The organism is Micromonospora sp. WMMD961 (assembly GCF_029626145.1).
Lineage (GTDB): Bacteria > Actinomycetota > Actinomycetes > Mycobacteriales > Micromonosporaceae > Micromonospora.
Map to the genome: position 1 here is coordinate 6,817,880 of NZ_JARUBJ010000002.1, position 22,249 is coordinate 6,840,128.

The 22,249-nt window shown below is 72.3% G+C and carries 21 protein-coding genes and 1 riboswitch; of the genes, 13 read left to right on the forward strand and 8 right to left on the reverse strand.

Annotation, left to right across the window (positions count from 1 at the left end; all coding sequences use genetic code 11):
- Positions 1-32 precede the first annotated feature (32 nt).
- The 3 genes from O7614_RS31255 to O7614_RS31265 form a co-directional block, all read right to left on the reverse strand.
- Complete coding sequence (locus O7614_RS31255) at positions 33-1,052, reverse strand: GNAT family N-acetyltransferase (RefSeq protein WP_278141942.1); 1,020 nt, start codon at positions 1,050-1,052, stop codon at positions 33-35.
- A gap of 267 nt (positions 1,053-1,319) precedes the next feature.
- Positions 1,320-2,606 carry a threonine synthase gene (gene thrC, locus O7614_RS31260; protein WP_278141943.1) on the reverse strand — a complete coding sequence of 429 codons (1,287 nt, stop codon included), beginning with the start codon at positions 2,604-2,606 and terminating at the stop codon, positions 1,320-1,322.
- A 9-nt stretch (positions 2,607-2,615) separates the two neighbouring features.
- Positions 2,616-2,751, reverse strand: a riboswitch (SAM riboswitch).
- A 68-nt stretch (positions 2,752-2,819) separates the two neighbouring features.
- Positions 2,820-3,788, reverse strand: coding sequence for a DMT family transporter (locus O7614_RS31265; RefSeq protein WP_278141944.1), 969 nt, complete (start codon positions 3,786-3,788; stop codon positions 2,820-2,822).
- A gap of 91 nt (positions 3,789-3,879) precedes the next feature.
- Between O7614_RS31265 and O7614_RS31270 the strand changes: the two genes are divergently transcribed.
- Positions 3,880-4,185: a metalloregulator ArsR/SmtB family transcription factor gene (locus O7614_RS31270; protein WP_278141945.1), complete on the forward strand. Its 306-nt coding sequence runs from the start codon at positions 3,880-3,882 to the stop codon at positions 4,183-4,185.
- A 219-nt stretch (positions 4,186-4,404) separates the two neighbouring features.
- On the opposite strand, the gene O7614_RS31275 is transcribed toward O7614_RS31270, so the two are convergent.
- Both O7614_RS31275 and O7614_RS31280 read right to left on the reverse strand, forming a co-directional pair.
- Entirely contained in the window at positions 4,405-4,854 is a 450-nt protein-coding gene (locus tag O7614_RS31275) for a DoxX family protein (protein WP_278141946.1), read from the reverse strand.
- A gap of 376 nt (positions 4,855-5,230) precedes the next feature.
- Positions 5,231-5,464: a winged helix-turn-helix domain-containing protein gene (locus tag O7614_RS31280; RefSeq protein WP_278141947.1), complete on the reverse strand. Its 234-nt coding sequence runs from the start codon at positions 5,462-5,464 to the stop codon at positions 5,231-5,233.
- Positions 5,465-5,693: 229 nt separating this feature from the next.
- Between O7614_RS31280 and O7614_RS31285 the strand changes: the two genes are divergently transcribed.
- The 5 genes from O7614_RS31285 (at position 5,694) to O7614_RS31305 (ending at position 9,271) form a co-directional block, all read left to right on the forward strand.
- The gene (locus O7614_RS31285; RefSeq protein ID WP_278141948.1) at positions 5,694-6,248 is read left to right on the forward strand and encodes a hypothetical protein; all 555 of its coding nucleotides are present in this window, start codon (positions 5,694-5,696) and stop codon (positions 6,246-6,248) included.
- Between the two features lie 124 nt (positions 6,249-6,372).
- Positions 6,373-6,621 carry a DivIVA domain-containing protein gene (locus tag O7614_RS31290; protein ID WP_347404409.1) on the forward strand — a complete coding sequence of 83 codons (249 nt, stop codon included), beginning with the start codon at positions 6,373-6,375 and terminating at the stop codon, positions 6,619-6,621.
- On the forward strand, positions 6,609-6,863 hold the full coding sequence (locus O7614_RS31295) for a hypothetical protein (RefSeq protein WP_278141950.1): 255 nt from the start codon (positions 6,609-6,611) through the stop codon (positions 6,861-6,863). The genes O7614_RS31290 and O7614_RS31295 overlap by 13 nt, the downstream gene beginning before the upstream one ends.
- 115 nt (positions 6,864-6,978) lie before the next feature.
- Complete coding sequence (locus O7614_RS31300) at positions 6,979-8,466, forward strand: plasmid pRiA4b ORF-3 family protein (protein WP_278141951.1); 1,488 nt, start codon at positions 6,979-6,981, stop codon at positions 8,464-8,466.
- A 193-nt stretch (positions 8,467-8,659) separates the two neighbouring features.
- Positions 8,660-9,271, forward strand: a complete 612-nt coding sequence (locus tag O7614_RS31305; protein ID WP_278141952.1) for a DUF4232 domain-containing protein — start codon at positions 8,660-8,662, stop codon at positions 9,269-9,271.
- Here O7614_RS31305 and O7614_RS31310 read toward each other — a convergent pair.
- Together O7614_RS31310 and O7614_RS31315 are read right to left on the reverse strand one after the other, a co-directional pair.
- Entirely contained in the window at positions 9,261-10,124 is an 864-nt protein-coding gene (locus O7614_RS31310) for an ABC transporter permease (RefSeq protein WP_278141953.1), read from the reverse strand. The genes O7614_RS31305 and O7614_RS31310 overlap by 11 nt on opposite strands.
- Entirely contained in the window at positions 10,124-12,988 is a 2,865-nt protein-coding gene (locus O7614_RS31315; protein WP_278141954.1) for an alpha/beta fold hydrolase, read from the reverse strand. The genes O7614_RS31310 and O7614_RS31315 overlap by 1 nt, the downstream gene beginning before the upstream one ends.
- 372 nt (positions 12,989-13,360) lie before the next feature.
- Here O7614_RS31315 and O7614_RS31320 point away from each other — a divergent pair, with 372 nt between their 5' ends.
- From O7614_RS31320 to O7614_RS31350, 7 genes are read left to right on the forward strand one after another with little or no spacing between them, the layout of a single operon-like run.
- Complete coding sequence (locus tag O7614_RS31320) at positions 13,361-14,539, forward strand: hypothetical protein (protein WP_278141955.1); 1,179 nt, start codon at positions 13,361-13,363, stop codon at positions 14,537-14,539.
- Positions 14,526-17,090 (forward strand): nitrate- and nitrite sensing domain-containing protein, encoded by a 2,565-nt coding sequence (locus O7614_RS31325; RefSeq protein WP_278141956.1) that lies wholly within the window; start codon positions 14,526-14,528, stop codon positions 17,088-17,090. Before O7614_RS31320 ends, O7614_RS31325 begins: the two co-directional genes overlap by 14 nt.
- Entirely contained in the window at positions 17,087-17,563 is a 477-nt protein-coding gene (locus O7614_RS31330; protein ID WP_278141957.1) for a roadblock/LC7 domain-containing protein, read from the forward strand. Before O7614_RS31325 ends, O7614_RS31330 begins: the two co-directional genes overlap by 4 nt.
- A complete protein-coding gene (locus O7614_RS31335) occupies positions 17,560-18,039 on the forward strand; it encodes a DUF742 domain-containing protein (protein ID WP_278141958.1) in 480 nt (159 codons plus the stop codon). Before O7614_RS31330 ends, O7614_RS31335 begins: the two co-directional genes overlap by 4 nt.
- Positions 18,017-18,775 (forward strand): ATP/GTP-binding protein, encoded by a 759-nt coding sequence (locus O7614_RS31340; RefSeq protein ID WP_278141959.1) that lies wholly within the window; start codon positions 18,017-18,019, stop codon positions 18,773-18,775. The genes O7614_RS31335 and O7614_RS31340 overlap by 23 nt, the downstream gene beginning before the upstream one ends.
- A gap of 38 nt (positions 18,776-18,813) precedes the next feature.
- On the forward strand, positions 18,814-19,320 hold the full coding sequence (locus O7614_RS31345; protein WP_278141960.1) for a hypothetical protein: 507 nt from the start codon (positions 18,814-18,816) through the stop codon (positions 19,318-19,320).
- Between the two features lie 36 nt (positions 19,321-19,356).
- Complete coding sequence (locus O7614_RS31350; protein WP_278141961.1) at positions 19,357-21,567, forward strand: AAA family ATPase; 2,211 nt, start codon at positions 19,357-19,359, stop codon at positions 21,565-21,567.
- 57 nt (positions 21,568-21,624) lie between these two features.
- Here the strand turns inward: O7614_RS31350 and O7614_RS31355 are convergent, their stop codons facing one another.
- Positions 21,625-22,134, reverse strand: coding sequence for a GNAT family N-acetyltransferase (locus O7614_RS31355; protein ID WP_278141962.1), 510 nt, complete (start codon positions 22,132-22,134; stop codon positions 21,625-21,627).
- Between the last annotated feature and the right edge of the window lie 115 nt (positions 22,135-22,249).

Here is a 22,249-nt window from a genome sequence, read left to right on the forward strand (position 1 = left end):
GCCAGGCCCGCGAGCAGTAACGCCGATTTCCGTCAGAGAGTGAGCTGCCAGTCGGTCCAGGACTCCGCCGGGCGGAAGCCGAGCTGCTCGTTGATCGCCACCATGTAGGTGTTGCTGGCCGCGTTCATGGTGTCGATCACTCGCACCGCTGGCTCGTGGGTGAGCAGGTGGTGCAGGTTCTCCGCCTTGGCGATGAGGCCGAGCCGGTGCCCACGGTGGTCCGGGTCGACGATGGTGATCTGCTGGAACGCGTGCCAGTCCGCTGAGGCGCCCACGTCCAGCAGGGTCCAGGCGACCAGCCGGCCGGACGCCTCGTGCCGCATCCCAAGGTGGTAGCGCCGCCGGCCCCGCGCGTCGAGAGCCCGTTCTTTGCCGCGGATGCGCTCGGCGTCCACCTGCTCCGGCTCCCACTGCACGTCGCCCATGGGGGCGTCCATCAACAGCCGGCCGTTGAGGTAGGCGATGTCGGAGAGGTATTCCTGCGGGGTCGCGCCCTGCCAGCAGACCGACCGGTAGCCCTCGGCCAGTTGGCGAGCCTCGGCGAGCGCCGCGCGCAGCGCCACCCGGTCGATCCCGTCGACGTCGAGCCGCCGACGCACCTCGCTGAGGGCGGGCTGGGCTCCGGTGGCGGCGGCGAACGCATCGCCCGCCACGCTCCGGGCTGGCCCGCCGGGCAGCGCGGAGACGGTCATCCCGACCACCCGCTTGCGGCCGTGCTCCCGAAGCAGGCGCACCCCGTACTCGTGGAGCGCCCGGCCGACGCCCCGACGCCGCAGCTCCGGATGAACAGTCAGTTCGACGGTGGCGTTGTCGGTGTTGTCCATCTGTGGCAGGTCGAGCTGGAGGTAACCGGCTGGCGCCCCCTCCAGGCGGGCCAGTGCCCAGAGCGACTCGGTGCCGGGCATCGGCGTGTGGAACAGCGCGTCGAAGCGTTGCCGGCAGAAGGGCGGAAGCTCCGGCAGATCGACGTCTCGGGCCGCCGACCCGATCCGGTACGCCTCGTCGACCGATGCCCGGTCAGCGCCGTCGAACGGCGCGATCGCGATGCTCATGCCGCTGAGCGTGCGCCCGAGAAAGCGATCGGGCCAGCGAATTAATTCGCTGGCCCGATCGGACGTGGTCGGGAGGGACAATCGCACAACGCCTCCGGCGTTGGGTCGCAAGAACTTCAAAAGTCTTCGGCGAAATGCCCTCCCGCACGGAGCATCTTGCGCCGTCCGGTTCCTGCCGTCAAGTCCGTAGCGGCGGGTTATCCACACTCACAGCGAAAACCCAGTTACCCGGCGGATCGCCCGGCCCTCCGTCCGGGCAGGCCGGGATCAGCCGAGCAGACCGGCGTCACGGGCGGCCCGCAGCGAGGGCTTGATGTGGTGGGTCGGCCCGACCTGACCGGCCACCGCGTCGATGGTCTTCAGGCCCTCGCCGGTGTTGAACACCACGGTCTCCGCGGTCGGGTCCAGCCGACCGGACTCGACCAGCTTGCGCAACACCGCCACGGTGACGCCGCCTGCGGTCTCCGCGAAGACACCCGTCGTGCGGGCGAGGTCGCGAATGCCGGCGCGGATCTCGTCGTCGGCGGCGTACTCCATCCAACCGCCGGTGCGACGGACCGCCTCCAGGGCGTAGAGGCCGGCTGCGGGGTCGCCGATGTTGAGGGACTTGGCGATGCCGGTGGGCTTGACCGGGGTGATCGTGTCGGTGTCGGCTTGCAGCGCCACGGCGATCGGGTTGCAACCCGCCGACTGGGCGCCGAAGACCTTCCAGCCGCCGGCCGGCGCCTCGACCAGGCCGACTTCCACCAGCTCGGAGAACGCCTTGTCAATCTTGGTGAGCAGCTCGCCGCTGGCCATCGGGATGACCACCTGCGCGGGGATCCGCCAACCGAGCTGCTCGGCCACCTCGTAGCCGAGGGTCTTGGAACCCTCCGCGTAGTACGGCCGGACGTTCACGTTGACGAACGCGGTGTCCTCGAACTCGTCGGTCTCCACCAGCTCGCCGCAGAGCCGGTTGACGTCGTCGTACGAGCCGTCGATGGCGACCAGCTCGCCGCCGTAGACGGCGGTGGTGATGACCTTGCCCTGCTCCAGGTCGCTGGGGATGAAGACCACCGAGGGCACCCCGGCACGGGCCGCGTGCGCCGCCACCGAGTTGGCCAGGTTGCCGGTCGACGCGCAGGCGAACCGGGTGAAGCCGAGCGCCCTCGCTGCGGTGAGCGCCACCGAGACGACCCGGTCCTTGAAGGAGTGGGTGGGGTTGGCGCTGTCGTCCTTGACCCAGAGCGGCGCCGTGATGCCCAGCTCGGCGGCGAGGTACGGGGCCGTCACCAGCGGGGTCAGCCCCGGGTCGAGGGTGACCCGGGTGGCCGGGTCCTGACCGGCGGGGAGCAACGCGGCGTACCGCCAGATGTTCTTCGGCCCGGCCTCGATCTGCTCCCGGGTGACCGTCGCCAGTGCGGCGGTGTCGTAGTCGACCTCCAGCGGGCCGAAACACTCGTAACACGCGTGCTGGGCGGCGAGCGGGTAGCGCGCCGAACAGGCACGGCAGACCAGGGCGCGGGCGGGGCTGGCGGAGGTGTCGATGCCGGAGGCGGCGAGCGTCGACGTCATGTCGAAGTCCTCTCATCTTTCCCCGCATCGCACGGTGCGGCGGGGACGGAATTGGCACCTGCCCCGCGGGTCGCTCAGCGGTGAGCGCGCGGGGTGGTTGCCGGGGCGTCGTCGGGCCGTATCCCTCAGCCCCTCTGGATGAGGTATGCAGTTGTGCCGCCGAGTCTAGGACAACGCTGTCGGCCCTAGCTACCGCCGATCCCAGGGAGTGGGTCAGCGAGCGCTCACCGCGGCGGGATCGGTAACCGCGATCGGGTCGGTCACCGCGGTGGCACGAGGCAGCGACGAGACCCGGGTACGGGGCCGGCTGGCCAGATTCGCGGCGACCAGCGCGGCGATGGTGACGGCGGCCCCGACCAGCTCGACGGCCTCCGGGCGGTAGCCCCGGGCGATCTGCACGGCGAACGTGGTCACCGGCACCAGGTTCATGAACAGCGCGGCGTTGGCGGCCCCGAGTCGCTGCACTCCGGTGTTCCAGGCCAGGACCGCTATGACAGCTCCCACGATCACGGCGTACGCCAACTGTGGGGTGACCGCCACGAGGTCGGCGGCGGCCGGCGCGTGCTGCCAGCCGACGGCGTCCGCGCCGATGCTCGCGGCCAGCATGGCGGCCGTGCCGGCGAGCGCGGTCAGCGTGGTGAAGCGCAGTGGCGACCACGCGCCGAAGCGGCTGGCGCCGTGCGTGTAGATGGCCCAACCGACCACCGCGCCGACCATCATCAGACCGCCGAGACCGAACTGACCGAGCCCGGCCAGGCTTCCGCGCGTGATCACCAGACCGACGCCGAGGAGCGCCACCAGGGAGAGGCTCAGCAGGAGCGGCTTCGGGCGTACGCCGTCCCGGGCCCAACGGACCAGCTGGGTGATCACCGGGGTGGTGGCCACGAAGAGCGCCACCTGCTGCGGAGCGGCGTGTTCGAGCGCCAGGCTGGTGAGCACGTTGAAGCCGGCGAAGCCGACCACGCCGAGCACCACCACCTCGACCGTCCGGACGCCGGGCCGCAGCGCGTCGGCACCCTCGCGGAGCAGCAGGATGGCGACCAGGACGACGGCGGCGAGAAGGTAACGGGCGGTGGTCAGGTTGAGCGGGTCGACCCGGGTCAACGCGCTGGCCAGGACCGGGAACATCACCCCCCAGCCGAGGACGGCGAGCAGCGGGTAGGCGGAGGCGCGGGATCGCATCGGCAGCTCCAATGTTCGAGTATCGTCGAACCAACGACACCGACAGTAGGAGCTTGTTCGACATTTGTCGAACAACGGTTACACTGGTCACATGGAGCCGCACGAACCCGACCTGACCGCCGTACCGGTCACCGCCGTGCTGGCCGCACTCGCCGACGACGTGCGGCTGCAGATCGTCCGGGCGCTCGCCGAGGGCGGCGAGGCCGCCTGTGGAAGCTTCGACTTCGGGGTGTCCAAGGCGACTCGCAGCCACCACCTCAAGGTGCTGCGCGAGGCCGGCCTGACCCGCACCCGCGCCGCCGGCACCAGCCGCCTGGTCCGGCTCCGCCGCGACGAGGTGGACAAGCTCTACCCCGGCCTCCTGGACGCGGTCCTCACCTCCCGCCCGCCGGCCTGACCGCCCCGACTCCCCGTCGCGGACCTGCCCCGCGCCCGACTCCACCGACCTTCCCGCGCCCGACTCTCGGACCTTCCCGCGTCCGGCTCCCTGGTCCCGCACCTGTCCCGCGCATCCTTTGGAGCTGAATCGTTCACGGCATCACCGGACATGCGCTCCCCAGCACGCGTCGCCGGAACCACCTCGTCGGGGCTCCGGCGACGCGCGGGACGGGTGCGGTCAGACGGACACCGGGCTGGGTTCGGCCACCGAGGACGGCGGAGCGTCGGTGCGACGCCGGAAGAGCAGTGCGTCGAGCGCCCACGGGCCGGAGCCGAGCGCGGCGACCAGCAGGAACGACCAGCAGAACAGGGCCGACAACTCGCCCCCGTTGTGCAACGGCAGCAGGTGGTCCGGCTGGTGCACGACGAAGTAGGCGTACGCCATCGAGCCGGACGCAAGGAGCGCGGCGGGTCGGGTGAACAGCCCGACCAGCACCAGGGCGCCGCAGACCAGTTGGATCAGCGCGGCCCACCAGCCGGGCCAGGTGCCGACCGGTACCGCCTGGCCGGTCATGGGGTTGCCGCCGAACAACCCGAAGACCGAAGTCAGACCATGCAGCGTGAACAGCAGCCCGATCACGATGCGGAACAGGGACAGGGTCGGCCCGCCGAGCCGAGTGACGTTCATAGGTACCTCCATCGAAGGAAACAGATCTCTTCAATGTGAGGCATGAAAGTATCGAAGTTTATAAATTCCTTGCTAGTGGGAAAGTCCCCGGTCGGAATGTACCGGCGTCCAGGGCCTCGCGTCGAGCACCCGCAACGCCACAGCCGCGACAACCGCGCCCTGAGCTGCGCAAATAGTCCAGTCACGGCAGGCCAACCGCCGTGGGCACGCTCCCACACTGTGGGTGCGGCCCGTTACGCCCACCTTCCACACGGGCCTGGTGCAGCCCTCACCCGCGATGAGGTGTCTCGCGAGTCATGCGACCTCGCTCGCCGAGATGGAGTTGCGCTCGAATTTTCGTGGTGCGGGCATGCGGGGTGCTCACAGCTAGGCACGCCTACCGTTGGTCATCGGCTCGATCACGCACGAAGACGCCGCGACCCTGATGCCCCTCGATCAGGCCCTCGGCACGCAGGGTCAACATGGCCGAGCGGATGACCTGGGTAGAGACCCCGTAATGGGCGCACAGCTCAGAGATGGACGGCAGCTTGTCGCCAGGCTTCAGGTCGCCCGACCTAATCCGATCGCGAATCTCGGTGGCTATGCGCTCGTAGAACGGCGTGACTGACACGGTGGCACTCCCTCGTCGGCACCACCATCTGACCACTCTTCGCTTATGACATCAAGTTCTTGGTGTCTCAAGGGTTGCACTACTAATACTAGGCATCATATGTTGGAGCCGAGGCGGCCCTCGTCGGCAAAACAAGGGACGACTCACCCCCGGGTACGCCCGGTTCGCCGGGGCGGCACCCTCATGTGCTGCCCCGGCATCCCCGTAACCCCACGAGAGGAGTCCACCCGTGACCGTGTCGGAGACAACGACGGACGTGCCGGAGGCGAGCGCGATCTGGTCCGTGGAGCAGGTGACCGCCGAGCTGCGGGAGACGTACCTCGCCGTCGCCGCCGCCGCTGTGCTGCTGGAACGGACCGGGGCGGGTTGCGCACACCCGGCGATCCGGCTGGCCCGGCGCAGCGGCGAGGATGCGCTCGACCTGGCCGGTGACGCGGAACGGCAGCTCAGCGACGGCGTTGACCTGCTCCGCGCTGACGCCGGCCATCAGGATCGGGCCACCATCGGCGCTCTGGTCGAGGTGCTGGACACCGTCCGGGACCAGTTGGCCGGTGCGGCCACCCGGATCGGTGTGCTCCCGGCCCGGATCTCCACCGCTGGGCAGCAACTCCTCGACCCTAACCAGCACGACCGGCCCAGCCACCCGGCGACCGAGACGGCGGCCGGGCAGTGGCACCGCGCCGCCGACCAACTCGGGCTGATGGCCGAGAGCCTGTCCGCTGCGGTCGCCGCGCTCACGTCGTACACCGGTGGGTTGTCCGGCGTGGAACCCGCCACCGCCTGAAACCTGCCCGCGGACCTCCGCGCGACGGGAAAGGCCCGGGGTGGGTGCCGGTCGACCCCGCCCGCCTCGGTGCCGCCCGGGACCAGCATCGAACGGAAGGCGACCCACCGTGATCTACCAGGCCATGCGGCGCCTGCTCCCTCAGCACGTCCGCGCCGCCACCTTCGATGTCCGCCGGTGGCGCGGCCTCGACCCCACACAGGTGTACGGCTACCTCGCCCTTGTCGCCGACGAACTGGAACGGCTGAGCCGCGATCTCGCCACCGCGCACACCGAGGGTGAACGCATCCGCCAGGCCCTGCGGCAGTGGCAGTCGCGGCACACCGACTGTCGGCACACCTCGACCGCCCCGAACAGCCGGTGGTCCCGGTGACCGAACCGCACTGGATCATCCACCTGCCGACCACCCTGCGCCGGGTCGACGACGCTGCGGCGCTGGCCATGGCGCTGCGCCACTCCCTCGGCCACGTGCTCGCCATCGACTTCGGCGAGACGACGCTCAGCGAGGAAGACCGACAGTTCGTGCGTACCCGGGTCTGGTGCGACATCAGGATCGCCGGGACCGGCCGCTGCGGACGCCCGGCGGACCACGACGGACCCTGTGTGGCACCGTGACACAGCCTCGGCGGGTCGTTTGTGGGCCGGGTCGGCACCGTGTAGACATGCGCGGATGAGCCCGGTGAGCCGTCGTCGCAAACGTGCCACGTCCAGTCGATCAGGTCAGCGGGTCGTGCGTCTTGCCGAGCCCGTCAACCCGGAACCGTGCGACTGCCCGGCGTGCTCGGATGCGGACGTCGACCCGCACGAGCTCATCGACGCCCTGGTCACCGGGGGCGCTGAACTGCTCAAGACGGACGATCCCATTGAGGCGGAGCTGTTCGCCGCATCGTTCCTGGCCGCCGGAGACCTCGCCGGTGACGGGTTCACCGAAGCGCTCGACGCTGGCATCGTTCCGGCCGTGGCCGAGATCGCCACCCCGGAAGCCCTCGCGGTGCTGCTCGCGCTGGACACCGTGCACGACGGGACGGCCGCCGCCGAGGCCGCCCGGCAGCTGCTGAACGCGGGGGTGCCCGCCCCGAGTTGGGCAGACGAGGTGCGCGAACCGCTCCAGGCCGGCACCTGTCGACGGTTCGCCGACCCGGCGGGCAGCGCCTCCATGCTCGTCTGCACCTTCGACCGGGCCGGGCGGTCGTACGGGTTCGTGATCCACATCGACCATCTGGACTGTGATGCTGCGGCGAACCTGGTGCTGTTTCCCGCCGAGGTCCTGGAGGAGGTCGTCAGCACGCTCGCGGAGAACAGCCGCCGCGCGGGCGTGACAGTCACCGAGGAGTCGCTGGACCCTGCCGAACTTCGCTGGCAGGTCGAACGTGCCCTCGACGCCCGTGCGGACCACGACCGGGAGGCCGACCCCGCCGAGTTGGCCGACGAGTTCGAGGAAGGGGACGAGGAGGGGCCGGGTTACCACCTGCTGGCCGTGCTCCTGCGGGCCTGGATCCGAGCGCTGCCCGAGCCGACCCGGCCAGCCGCCCGGCACCACGACGGACCGGCCGCCCTCAGTCTGGTGGACGACATGGCGCAGATCCTCGCGGCGGCGCAGCAGATCCAGAGCCGCGGCTCGCGACGGGCCGGCAGCCCTACGAAGCTGCCGGCGAAACGGAGGAAGTCCGCGCCGCCCGCGCCGATCTACCAGATCAAGGTTGGCCTTCGCGGGGCGAAGCCGCCGATCTGGCGACGCCTGGAACTGCCCGCCGACACCAGCCTGGCCGCCCTGCACGACATCATCCAGGTGGCGTTCGGCTGGAACGACTCCCACCTGCACGTCTTCGAGACGGCGTACGGCGACTTCGGGGTCGCCGACCGGGAGTTGGGCTACCGCGCCGAAGCCCCGGTGACGCTGGAACAGGTCGCGTCCGGCGTCGGTGACCGGTTCAGGTACACGTACGACTTCGGCGACGGCTGGGAGCACGAGATCGTCGTGGAGAAGGTGCTGCCTCGCCAGGCCATCGCGTACCCCCGATGCACCGGCGGGCGGCGGGCGGCCCCGCCGGATGACTGCGGCGGCATCTGGGGTTACGCCGAACTCGTCGAGGTGTTGGGCGATCCCGGCCACCCCGAGCACGGCGACCGGCTGGAATGGCTCGGCCTTGCCTCGGCCGCCGATTTCCAGCCCGCCCGGTTCGACGCCGCCGAGATCACCCAGGCCCTGCAGGCGTAAGCATGCATGCGATGCCCTGAACGATTCAGCTCGAAAGGCGGACCGGGACGGCACGCCAGTCGGCCAAGGGGCGTGTCACCGCCCCGGATCCGGGGCAGCTCTACAGGCTCCGACCACCCGACGGCAGGTCTGCACCAGCGCTGCCGCGAGGGTCGGGCAGCGGTGGGACACCTCGATGGGTGAGGATCGACAGATGATCTTCAGCCGTACGGCAGCACGGCGACGGGCCGGCGCAGCGGTCGCGGCGGCTCTTGTGCTCACCGCCTGCACCCCCGACGGCCATCGCGGCCAGGGCGGAGACCCGACAGGCCCGCCGCCGACCGTGTCGAGCCCCACCGCGTCGGCCAGCGTCGAGCCGATGGCGTCGTGTCCGGCCTCCGGCGTGCGGATCCGGTCCACCGGGTCGGACGCCGCGATGGGCCTCCGCGCCCTCGGCCTTGAGCTGGTCAACTGCGGCGACCGCCCCTATCAGCTCAACGGGTACCCGATCCTGCACGTGTTCGACGAACAGCGCGAGCCGGTCATGCTGCGGGTGGTCAACGGCGCCAAGGAGATCACCTCCGGCTTCGACCAGCCGCCCCGGAAGGTCACCCTCGCCACCGGGGAGCGGGCCACCGCCGTGGTGCTCTGGCGCAACCTCGTCACCGATTCGACAGTGGTCGCCACGAACGGGAAGTACCTGACCGTCGCGCCGGCTGCCGGGCTGCCAGCCGCCGAGGTCGACCCGGACGGGCCGGTCGACCTGGGCAACACCGGCCGGATCGGCGTCAGCGCCTGGAAGAAGGCCGACCCGGCTACGACGTGATGTCCTTGCGGGTGAAGCGCCAGAACGCCAGCCCCCAGAACAGCGTCGCGTAGCTGATCGCCGAGACGCAGCCGCGCACCACGTCGTCTGTCTGCATCGGCGTCGACAGCAGCCCCAGCCAGGCGGTGCTGAAGTGGGTGGGCAGGAAGTCGCGTATCGCGCCCAGGGCGGTGATCTGGTCCAGGATGCTGGACAGGATCCACAGCAACACCGCGCCACCGACCGCGCCCAACGCGGCGTCAGTGGTCACCGACAGCAGGAACGCCAGCCCGGCCACCACCAGGAGTACGACCGCCAGGTAGCCGAGCACCGCCAGCAACCGGAGCAGCCCCTCGGTGGGTTCCAGCTCGGCGGCGACAGTGCTGCGCAGCGGCGACCAGCCGTACCGCAGGGTCCCGACCAGCAGCGCGGTGCCGGCCAACAGCACCAGGGCCAGCCCCGAGTACGCGAGCGCGACCACCAGCTTCACCGTCAGCAACCGGGCCCGGGGCACCGGGATCGCCAGCAGGTACCGCAGGCTCCCCCAGCTCGCCTCGCTCGCCACCGTGTCCCCGCAGAACAGCGCGACGACGACCACCAGCAGGAACGACGCCGACACGAAGATCGAGAACAGGGTGAAGTTGAGGCCGCCCGAGGTGGCCAACTCGACCAGGCTGGAGAACTCGTTGCGGCCGTTGTCGTCGTCGCCCGAGTCGAACTGGAAGGCGATCAGGATGATCAGCGGCAGCAGCACCATGAAGCCGAGCGCCACTTGGGTACGCCGCCGGGACGCCTGCCGCCGGAACTCCGCCGCGAAGGGCATGGTGGCCGCGGCCCGGTAACCGCGGGCCTCGCCCGCTTCGGAAACAACCATCACCGGTCACCGCTTCCCCGAGAGTTCTCGCCCACCAGGGCGAGGAACGCGTCCTCCAGGCGGCGCCGGGGCACCACCCGGTCCACCCCGATGCCGGCGCGCACCAGCTCGGCCACCACCTCGCTGCGGGCCGTGCCGTTGGTGTCCACCACCAACTGGCCGTCGCTCTCCGGCAGCACCCGGACGCCGTGCAGCCGGTCCAGCACCGCCCGCGCCGCCACCCGGTCGCTCACCTCGAACAGCACGCTCGGCGACTCGCCCACGATCTCCTCCACCGGCCCGGACGCCACGATCCGGCCCTTGTTCACCACCACCGCGTGGGTGCAGGTCTGCTCGACCTCGGCCAGCAGGTGGCTGGAGACCAGCACCGCCCGCCCGTCCGTGGCGTAGCGCTGGAGCACCCGACGCATCTCGGCGATCTGCGGCGGGTCGAGCCCGTCGGTCGGCTCGTCCAGCACCAGCAACTCGGGCAGGCCGAGCATGGCCTGGGCGATGGCCAGGCGCTGGCGCATCCCGTGGCTGTAGTTCTTGATCTTCCGGTGCACCGAGTCGCCCAGCCCGGCGATCTCCAACGCCGCGTCGAACCGCGCGTCGTCCCACGGCCGCCCGGTGGCCCGCCAGTACGCCTTCAGGTTCTCCAGACCCGACAGGTGCGGGAGGAAACCGGGCCCCTCCACGAGCGCGCCGATCCTCGACAGCACCGGCGATCCGGGCACCAGCCGGCGACCGAAGACGTAGATCTCCCCGGCGGTCGGCTGGGTCAACCCCATCAACACCCGCAGGGTGGTGGTCTTGCCGGCGCCGTTGGGCCCGAGCAGACCCACCACCTGACCGGGGTGCACCTCGAAGTCCACGTTCGACACCGCGACGAAGCCGTCCGCGTACTCCTTGCGTAGTGCGCGCACGGCCAGCGGGGTGTCCGCGTACTCCGGATGCACGGAGCGGTCCTGGCGGCGGTGTCGGCGGCGGACCACGGCGACGACCACGACGAGCCCGATCGCGATGGCCGCGAGCAGGCCGGCGAGCACCCAGCGCCAGAGCGTCGCGGCGGTGGGGATCGGCTCGCCGCTGACCGTGGGCACCGTGACCGCCCCGTCCGCCGCCACCGTGTAGACGGTCGGTTGCGCGGGCGTGGTGTACGCCTGGTCGGAGGTGGCCACCACGAGACGCAGCCGGTGGCCGGCCTCCACCCGCCGGACGATCGCGGGCAGTGTCACGGTGACCGGGCGGGCGTCCTGCACCTGCTGCGGCAGGCCGGTGAGCCGGATCGGGGCGACCAGCCCGTTCGGCAGGGTGGCCGCGCCGTCCGGGTCGACGTCGTAGAGCTTGACGAAGAGCACGGCCTCGCCGGTCGGCGACGCGGCCCGCACGGTGACGGTGGGCGACCCGGCGACGTCGACCGCCTCGGTCAGCGGTGCCGACTCGAACCGGGCGTGCTGGCCGGGCACGTCGCCGGCCACACCGTCCAGCAGCGAGGCGAGACCCCCGGCGAACGGGATCGAGGAGATGGCGGCCGGGTTGCCGTTGGGCGGGTTCGCGACCGGCTGGGCCGGTCCGGCGACCGGGATCTCCCGGCGGGCGTTGCCGGTCAGGCCCGGGTAGTCGGCGCGGCGGAAGGCGGTGGCGACGAGGCCCCGGTCGAGCGCGTCGAACCCGGCGATCCGGGACCAGGTGAAGTCGTCACCGGGCGCGTCGCCCTCGCCCTTGACGTAGTGGTCGAGCCACTGCACGGTCAGGAACTTCACCCGGTCGGAGTCCGAGCGGGGTCCACTGCCACCGTCGTGCCCGCCGGTGAACCAGGCGACGCGGACCGGGGTGCCGGCGGCGGCGATGCCACGTGCGTTCGCGTCGGCCTCGCCGAGGGGGAAGAGCGTGTCCGCCTCGCCCTGCACCAGCAGGGTGGGTGCCTTGATCCGGTCCAGGACGCCCGCCGGGCTGGACCGACGCAGCAGGTCCACGGCGGCCTGGTCGGCGCGACCGGTGGTGGCGATCCGCAGGTACGCGGCGCACACGTCGGCGGCGAAGCGACCACAGGACGGGTCGGCGGCACCGGTCGGGACGCCACCGGGACCGTTACCCGGGCCCGCGCCCGGCCCGGGGCTGGGTGGACCGGCCGACGCCGGTGCGCCCTGCGGCGCGGCGGCGGTCACGCCGGAGAGCCCGGCCGGCCCGGATCCCACGTTGCCCCCACCACCGAAGAAGAGGCCGGCCCAGCCCTTCTTGAACACGCCCTCGGTCGGTGCCCCGCCGGTGCTCTCCGGCAGGAAGGCCCGGGACAGGTCGTTCCAAGTGATCATCGGGACGATCGCGTCGACCCGGCTGTCCTGGGCGGCCAGCAGCAGCGCCAACCCGCCGCCGTACGAGCCGCCGACCACACCCACCTGCGGGTCACCGGCGGCGTTGGTGCGCACCTCCGGCCGAGCTGCCAACCAGTCCAGCAGCCGCTGGGCGTCGCGCACCTCGTAGTCCGGGTTGTCCAGGTGGATCTCGCCGCCGCTGCGACCGAAGCCCCGCGCGGTCCAGGTGAGCACGGCGTAGCCGCGCCCGGCGAACTCCTCCGCGTCGGAGCGCACCGACTCCTTCGTCCCGCCGAACCCGTGCGCCAACAGCACCGCCGGCACCTTCCGACCCGACGACGCGTCGTCCGGCAGGTAGAAGGTCGTGTCCAGGTTCACCGGCTGGTCGCCAGCCGGTCCGGAGCGGACGGTGAGCATCGCGCTCTCGGTGCGTACGCCCGATCCCCGCGGCCACACCGCCCAGGTCACGGCGGCGGCCAGCAGCACGACGACCGCAGCTGCGGCGATCGCGCGGCGGCGGGTGGGCAGGGCACGCCGGAACCACGCGGCCGGCGACGGCGGTGTCATGCGGCACACGGTACGGCCCACAGCCTGAGCGTTGGCTGAGATCCGCCGTACGTCCGTCCGGTTGCCCCGATCGGTGGGGGGTGGGGGTGCGAGCGCGCACCGTCCGGCGCGGCCCAGTGAGTTGACTTCGGATTCCGTGAATTCCGATCTTTTCGCGGATATCCATCGCGATCCCTCCATGTCACACCCATCGACGCAACGGAGAGTGCCCGAGACGCGGACAAATGGTGACATCGCTTGAACTGACGCGAACCTGACTCGCCGACCAAGGCCTGACCAGTGGGGGGTTCGGTTAGTTTTCCGGTCCGGTGCACGGGACTGTTCGGCTACCCGAGACCACACCAACCCGCGCCCACGCCGGAGGAGACACACATGACAGTCCCCGCGCCGCGGGCCCGCCGACGGCCGTCCACCGTGGGCCGCCTGCTGCCGCTGCTGCTCATCGGGGCGCTACTCGCGCCGGTCGGGCTGCTCGTCAGCTACGCCTGGCGGCAGACCAGCGACGACCGGACCCTGGCGGCCCGCGAACGCATCGGCGTGCAGTACCTCACCGCCCTGGCCGGAGTGACCGACGCCCTCGTGGAGGCCCAGTCCGCCACCGTCAACGGTCGACCGGTCGCCCGGGAGGCGTTGGACCGGGCGGTCGAGGAGGCCGCCGCGGTGGACGCCCGCATCGGCAAGGAACTGCTCAGCCAGGAACGCTGGGCCGGCGTACGGGCCAAGCTGGAGGCGCTGCGCGGACGCACCACCACCGACCCGGAGTCCGCCTACACGGCGTACGGGGAGGCGTCCGACCTTCTGCTGGCCCTGCACCGCAAGGTCCGGGAAAGTTCCGGCCTGGTCCGTGATCCCGCTGCCGACTCCTTCTTCCTCCAGGACAGCGCCGGCCAGGATCTGCCCGAGGCGGTGGTGGCCGCCGGTCGGCTCGCCGACCTGGGTGCGCTGATCTCCCGCCGGCCCGCCGCCGAGCAACCCCGTGCCCTGATGGAGCTGAGCGGCCTACGGGTGGCCGCGCTGGCACCCGCCGGCGACCTCGTCGACAACCTGCGCTCCGCCGTGGACGGCTCGGAGAGCACCGACCTCGGCGCCAACGTGCTGACCCCGCTCGACACCTATCAGCGCTCGGTGGAGGCGCTGGCCGCCTACTCCACCCCGGCGAGGGGCACCGGCGTCGTGGACCAGACCCAGTTGGCCGCCGCCGGGCTCAACACACACCGCGCGGCCCGCCAACTCCAACCGGTCATCCTCGCCGAGCTCGACGCCCTGCTGGTCGAGCGCATCGACGAGCTGGACCGGGACCGCTGGCTGATCATCGCAGCGGGGGCCGTCGCCGTGCTGCTGCTGGGCTGGCTCGCCGCGCTGTCGATCAACGCCGCTGGCCGGGCCCGACGCCGAGCCGCCCTGGCCGCGAGCCACACCGACAGCCCGGACACGCCGGTGCGGGGCGATCCCTGGCAACCGGCGACCAGTGAGCCACGAGGGCTGCAACCCGCAGGCGCCGTCCGGGAACCGGAGACCGCGCAGTGGGGGGCGTTCGATGCTGCTCGGTAGGCTCCGCATCCGCGGCAAACTCGCCCTTCTCGTGGTGATCCCGCTGCTCAGCATGATCGGACTTGCCGTGCCGGTCATGCTCGACCGGGTAGCCGCAGCCCAGCGGGCCGGCGACACCGCCGAGCGGGTACGGCTCGCCAGCCGGGTCGGCAGCCTGGTCCAGGACCTCCAGCAGGAACGCATCCTCTCCGTCGGTTACCTGCTCGGCCGGGTGGATCGGAGCGAGCTGGTCCGCAAGTCCGCCGACGTGGACGACCGGGTGGCCGACCTGCGGGCCGCTCGTAGCGACGCGTTGACCGACCGGGTGGACAGCGCCCTGGACCGGGTGTCCAGCCTCGTCGACCTGCGGGCCGCAGTGCTCGCCCGGGTCGCGAACCCCGGTCAGGTGATGGAGACGTTCGGCCCGGTCCACACGGGGATCATCGAGTCCCTGCGGCTGGTGTTCGGGGTGGACACCGACACGTTGCCGGGCCGTCAGGTGCTCGCTCTCGACGGGCTGCTCCGGGCCGACGAGGGCCTGGCGGCCTGCGCCACGTTGAGCCTGCTGGTCAAGGCGGTCGGCAGCCCGGACACCGTCGCCGGTTACGTGTCGTGCATCGCCGCGCTCCAGGTCGACAGCGCACGCTTCCGCAGCCTGATCACGCCCGAGCAGCTCACCGTGGCCCAGCTCAACGACGCGGCCGTGGCCGCGCGTACCAGCCCGGACTTCCTGGTCACCAGTGCTCGGGACCCGGCCGCCGCGGTCCGCCCGGTGCCGATGGAGGCGCTCTTCCCGGCCGTCCGCACGATGATCCGGCTCGGTCAGTTCGTCGAGAAGAAGCTGGTCGCCGACGTGCTCGCCGAGGCGACGGCCGAGCAGCGGCGCGCACTGACCGCCGCGTACCTGGTCGGTGCCGCCGCGGCGTTGATCCTGACGCTGGTGGTGCTGCTCAGTGTGGCGGTCGCGCGGACGGTGGCTCGACCGTTGACCCGCCTCACCAGCTCCGCCGACCGGGTCGCCCGGGTCGCCGAAGCCGAGCTGGTCCGGGTCACCGACGACGAGGCGGAGAGCCCACAACCGGTCCGGTTGGAACCTGTGGACATCCGGGCCAACGACGAGATCGGCGACCTGGCGCGGGCCTTCGACCGGGTGCAGAACACCGCGGCGCGGCTGGTCGAGCGGCAGGTCGCGGGCCGGCGCAACGTGGCGCAGATGTTCGGTCACGTCGGGCGGCGCACCCAGAACCTGGTGGGCCGGCAGCTCGCGCTGATCGACCGGCTCGAGCAGCAGGAGGCCGACCCGGGTCGGCTGGAGCACCTGTACCGCCTCGACCACATCTCCAGCCGGCTGCGCCGCAACGCCGGCAGCCTGGTGGTGCTCTCCGGCGCGGCCGGGGCCGACGCGCACACCGCGCCGGTGCCACTGGCCGACCTGGTCCGGTTGGCGCTCGGCGAGATCGAGGACTACACCCGGGTGGAGGTCCGGGTGCCGGCGGGCATCTCGGCCGCGCCGGCGGTGGTCGGTGACCTCATCCTGGCGTTGGCCGAGCTGATGGAGAACGCCACCGTGTTCTCGCCGCCGCACACCCGGGTGCTGGTCGCCGCCGAGGCGGCCGGCCTCGGCGCGCGGATCTCCGTGGTGGACCACGGCATCGGCATGAACGAACAACGGCTGGCCGAGGAGAACGCCCGGTTCACCCGCCGGGAACGGCTCGACCTGGCCCCCACCGAGGTGCTCGGTCTCTTCGTGGTGGGTCGGCTGGCCCGCCGGCACGGCTGGGAGGTGGGTCTGGCCGCCACCGTCGGCGGTGGGGTGACCGCGCACCTGGAGATCCCGTCGACGTCACTGGTGCTGCGCCGCGCCGACCGGGCCGGAGCCGCAGTGGCCCGGGCCACCGTGCCGGAACGGGACCGGCGTGCGCCGGCCGCAGCCGAGACCGACCAGGACGGCCGATCCCTCGCGGCGGCCATCGCCGCGCCGGCCCGCTTCGACTCGGACCTCCTCAGCCGGGCCACCCGCAGCCTGGAGGCCGGGCCGTCCTGGAACGCGTTCGGCCACAGCCAGCCGGAGCAGACCGCCCCCGCACCCCCGGCGGCGGAGCCGTCGGGCACGCCGACCGGGCCACGGATCCGGCAGCGGGTGCCCGGGGCCAGCCTGGACGCCTCGGCCGCACCGACCCGACCGGTGGACGCCACCGGCGCGGACCCCGCCGCAGCGCGCGCCCTGGTCGAGGCGTTCCAGGCCGGTGTACGTCGGGCCGAGGCAGCCAGCGTCGGGGCGACCGCGGCCGACCTGGGCGCGACCGTCGACCTGCCGAGCACGCCGGGAGGCGCCGGCCCCGCGGTGGCGGGTAACGCCAGCCCGTCGGACAGCACTTGGGCTCGGCCCCGGCTGAGTCGACGGGTGCCCGGGGCGAACCTCACGGCCGTCCCGGCCTGCCAACCGCCCAGTACGCATCTCGGTGACCCGGCCGAGGTCCGGAACCTCATCAGCGAGTTCGAGGCGGGCGTTGCCCGCGCTCTGCGCGAAGTCAGCCCAGACCACCGGAACGAAGAAGGATCATCACGGTGACCAGCCCCTTCCTGCACGACAACGTCGACCACCAGAGCCAGCCCGCAGCCGGTGGGGACCTCAGCCCGGAGGCCCGTACGTTCAACTGGCTGCTTGATTCCTTCACCTCCAGCACCGCCGGGGTCCTGGAGGCGATCGCGGTCTCCTCGGACGGCCTGCTGATGGCCATGTCGGCGATCAAGGACCGGTCCAACGCGGAACGGTTGGCGGCCGTCGTTTCCGGGATGACCAGCCTGGCCGGTGGGGCAGCCAGCTGGTACGCCCTCGGCGGCCTGAACCGCGTGATCGTCGACATGGCCGACGGCTACCTGCTGATCAGCGCGATCAGCAGCGGTTCCGTGCTCGGGGTGGTCGCCGACCGGTCGGCGAACCTGGGCACCGTCGCGTACGAGATGACGCTCTTCGCCGGGCGGGCCGGCGGTGCCCTGACCCCGCGGTTGATCGTCGAGTTGAAGAACGCCGTCCAGCAGTGACCCCAGAGGTCGCCGGCGAGGATCCGGACCCGCGGGTCCGGATCCGCCCGTACCTGCGCACGCCGCCCCCGCCGGGGGACGGTGCGGCGGCACCGGCGCTGCCCGAGCCGGAGGCGGGCGGTGGCGGGCCGACAGGTCCCCGTCCGTTCGTGCTCACCTCCGGGCGGGTGGCGGGTGCCGACCCGGCGATCGGGCTGGAGACCCAGGTGACCGTCCGGATGGACAGCGGCTGGTGGGCCGGCCCGCCGGACGCCGTGATGGCACCGGAGATCCAGGCGATCATCGCGCTCTGCGCCGAGCCGATCTCGGTGGCCGAGATCTCGGCCCGGACCCGGCTGCACTTCGGCGTGACCCGGGTCCTGGTCGGTGATCTACGGGCGGCCGGGCATCTGGACGTGCACGTCACCGACACCGACGACGCCCTCGACCCCAATCTCATCCTGCGAGTGATTGATGGACTCCGTGCGATCTCCTGAATGGCCGGTCGCCCCCATGGGCGGGGCCTCCGCGAACAGTGCCGCCGCCCGTTACGGCAGCTCACCGGGCACCGGTCCGATAATCGGGCGGGCCGGCCCGCCGCCGGCCACGCCACCGCCTCCGTACCAGCCCTCGTCCGGTGCGAAGCCGACGCCGCCGGTCGGTAAGCCGGCCGCACCTCCGATCCCGGTCAAGATCCTGGTCGCCGGCGGCTTCGGGGTCGGTAAGACCACCACAGTGGGTGCGATCTCCGAGATCGCGCCGCTGACCACCGAGGCCGAGATGACCACCGCCGGGATCGGCGTGGACGACCCGGGTACCCGGTCGACCAAGACGACCACCACGGTGGCGATGGATTTCGGTTGTGTGACCATCGACCGCAGTCTCAAGCTCTACCTGTTCGGCACGCCGGGGCAGTCCCGGTTCGGCTTCATGTGGGACGACCTCGCACGGGGGGCGCTGGGCGCGTTGGTGGTGGTGGACAGCTCGCGGCTGGACGACTGCTTCCCGGCGATCGACTTCTTCGAACGGGCCGGGCTGCCGTTCGTGGTCGGGGTCAACGCGTTCGACGGGCGGCTGGCCCTGGAACTCGGCGAGATCCGCTGGGCGCTGGCCATCGGCGACCACGTTCCCCTGGTGCAGTTCGACGCCCGGGACCGACTCTCGGTGCGGGACGCCCTGCTGGTCGTCCTGGACCGGGCGCTGGACCGGGCCACGCGGGACCGGAGGGCCTGAGCCGACCGGCTCCGGCCGTGGCGGGAAGGAGTGATGCGGTGAGGGGTGACCTCGACGAGACGCTGGCCCGACTGGCCCGGCGCGAGGAGGCGCAGCGCCGACGGGTCAACGACCAGGACGACACCACACCGCCGTCGGGTCAACCGGCTGTGGGGCGCGGCAACGCCCGGCCGGGCCGGCACGACCCACGCCACGCGGGGGCGGACCCCTCGGGCGACACGGCCGGTTGGGGGCCGGTCGAGGAGGTGGCCGAGGCGGTACGCCAGGCCGTCGCCGCCCACCCGGGGCTGTCGGTGACCGTGCACGTGGAGCACGACGGGCGCACGTACCCGTTGCGGGTGTCCTGGGACGGGCCGGACGTCACTGTCGTTCCGGTGCCCCCGGCGGCCCCGGTGGAACCTCCACCGACCTGGCCGCTGTCCGGCCGGACGGTGCCCGCCTGGGCTCCCGGCCCGGTCGGGTTGACCCCCGACCCGGCGGCCCGGTTGGCCGAGCTGATCCGCCGGGACCCGTCGCTGTTGGACGAGTTGGATCCGCGGCGCTGACCGGCGGAGGTGGCTGACGACCGCTACGGTCGGGCGGTGGCGCAACCCGACCTGACCTTGACGGCGAGCCTACGGCCGGCCGCGTTGGACGCCCGACGGGGCATCGTCCGGCTGCACCCGGAGGCGATGACCGCACTGGGCCTGCGCCCCGGCGACCCGGTCCGGCTCGCCGGCCGCCGGGAGACCGCCGGCATCGTGGCGGCGGCGGCACCCGGCGCGAGCAGCGCCCTGATGTACGCCGACGACCTGGTCCTGGGCAACCTGGGCCTGCGCGACGGTGGTCAGGTGCGGGTCAGCCCGGCGCCGCTGACCCCGGCGGGTCGGGTCGTCCTGGCCGGGCCGGTGGGGGTGGTGGCGGCGGTCAGCCCGGAGATGCTGCGGCTCGCCCTGCTGGGCAAGGTACTCACCGCCGGTGACGACGTGTCGCTGCTGCCGCAGGATGTGCTGCCGGACGCGTCGGTACGCGGCCTGGTCGAGGCGGCTCGTCGCAGCCTCGCCAACACTGTCGGTTTCGCCTGGACCAGCACCCTGCTCACCGTGGTCGCGGTCGAGCCGGCCGTCGGCGCGCTGGTCACCATGAACACGGTGGTCGCCTGGGAGCACGGCGCGACCACCCACGGGCCCAGCGCGGCCGACACCGCGCCGCCCGAGCCGCGCGGGGCGGCCGACACGGCCCCGGTCGACGACGCCCCGGACGTGGACGAGCTGCCCGGGCTGCGGGCCCAGGCCGAGGAGCTGACCGAACTGCTCGACCTCGGTTTCCACCACCGGGAGGTGCTGGGCCGGCTGGGCACCACGATCTCGTTGGGGGTGCTGCTCGTCGGCCCGGCGGGCTCCGGGAAGTCGGCGCTGGTCCGGGCCGTCGCCGCCCGGGTCGGTGCCCGTGTCCATCCGCTCTGGGCACCGGAGGTGGCCGCGCTGGCCAACCAGGCCGCCGCTGACCGGCTGCGCACCGCGGCGACAGCGGCCCGCGCCGGGGGGCCAGCGGTGCTGCTGGTCAGCGACGTCGAGGCGCTCGCACCGGCGGACGAGCCCGGCCCGGTGGCGACGGTGTTCCGCCAGGTGCTCGTGGAGAGCATCCGGGCCGGCGTCGCCGTGGTCTGCGCCACCAGCCGACCGGAGGCTGTCGACAGCGCGCTGCGCGCGCCGGACCTGTTGTCGCTGCGGATCAGCATCCCGCTCCCCGACCAGGCGCTGCGCCGCGAACAGCTCACCGTGCTGACCCGGCAGGTGCCGCTGGCCGACGACGTCCGGCTGGACGACGTGGCCGCGCGTACCCCCGGGTTCGTCGCGGCGGACCTGGCCGCGCTGGTCCGGGAGGCCGGGGTACGCGCGGCACTGCGGCAGAAGTCCGCCGAGACGCCCACTGTGTCGATGGCCGATTTCACCGCCGCCCTGGAGGTGGTCCGGCCGACCACGATGGCGGCGTCCACGCTGGACCTGGCCTCGGTGACCCTCGACGACGTGGGTGGCCTGGACGAGGTCAAGCAGACCCTCACCGAGTCGGTGTTGTGGCCGTTGACCTATCCGGACACGTTCGCCCGGCTCGGCGTCCAGCCGCCACGTGGCGTGCTGCTCTACGGGCCACCGGGCTGCGGCAAGACGTACCTGGTCACCGCGCTGGCCGGGTCGGGCCGGGCCAACGTGCTGTCGGTGAAGGGCGCCGAACTGCTCTCCAAGTGGGTCGGCGAGAGCGAGCGCGCGGTCCGGGAACTGTTCCGCCGGGCCCGCGAGGCGGCTCCCACACTGATCTTCCTGGACGAGGTGGACGCGCTGGCCCCGGTACGCGGCCAGGCGACCGACGGGGGCACCACGGACCGGGTGGTCGCCGCTCTGCTCACCGAACTGGACGGGGTGGAGACGCTGCGCAACGTGGTGGTGGTCGGCGCGACGAACCGGCCGGATCTGGTCGACCCCGCACTGCTGCGACCGGGCCGGCTGGAGCGGCTGGTCTACGTGCCGCCGCCGGACGGGCCCGCCCGCTCGGAGATCCTGCGGGCCGCGTCCCGGCAGGTGCCGCTGGCCCCGGACGTGGACCTGGCGACCCTCGGCGACGAACTGACCGGCTTCTCCGCCGCCGACTGCGCGGCGCTGGTCCGGGAGGCGGCGCTGGCCGCCATGCGTGAGTCGCTCGCCGCCGCCACGGTCACCGCCGGGCATGTGGCGACCGCGCGGGCACGGGTGCGACCGTCGCTGGACCCGGCCCAGGTGGCCTGGCTGGCCGCGTACGCCGCTGACCGGGAGTGAGCCGACCAGCACAGGTGGTCGGTGGTGACCTCCGCGGCTGCCGCCGACCGGCCGGCGTCAGAGCGCGGGTGGCGTCGAATCCAGGCTGATTTCGGCGCGCACCTTACCGCCCTGCTCATGCAGTTTCGCGCCACATTTGTCAAGAACGGCGACAGCGCCCACGTTGTCCGGAGTCGTCTCCGCCACCACGACTCGCATTCCCGCCCGGGCTGCGGCGTTCAACAACTCGCGCAGGGCTGCCGCGCCGATCCCCTGCCCGCGCGCCGAGCGGCCGAGCCACATCCCGGTCTCCACCGTGTCGGGCTCGTCACAGCGCGTCATCCGCACCATGCCCACCACCTCGCCGCCGGCGAGAATCGCGTACATCTGCGAACGGGTCGGGCCGTCCAACCCGCCGAAGCTCGCCCTGTGGAACTCCCGAAAGGCCTCACGGCGGGCGAGCGACCAGCCGGCAGGTGCTTCGACCGGCGGCATGACATCGCCGGGCTCCGCCTCGGCAGCCGCTACGGAGAGCAACGGCTCCAGGTTCCGCTCGTCCACCGGCTCCAGCCGGACCGCACCCGCCACGTGCCGCAGTCTGCCGCCCCCATCGGCCGAAGTCCACCCCAACGGCGATGCACTGGCGGTCCGGCCACCCGTCCCGGCCGGTCGGGCGGCCTGGGTGTTACTCATCACGCTCTGT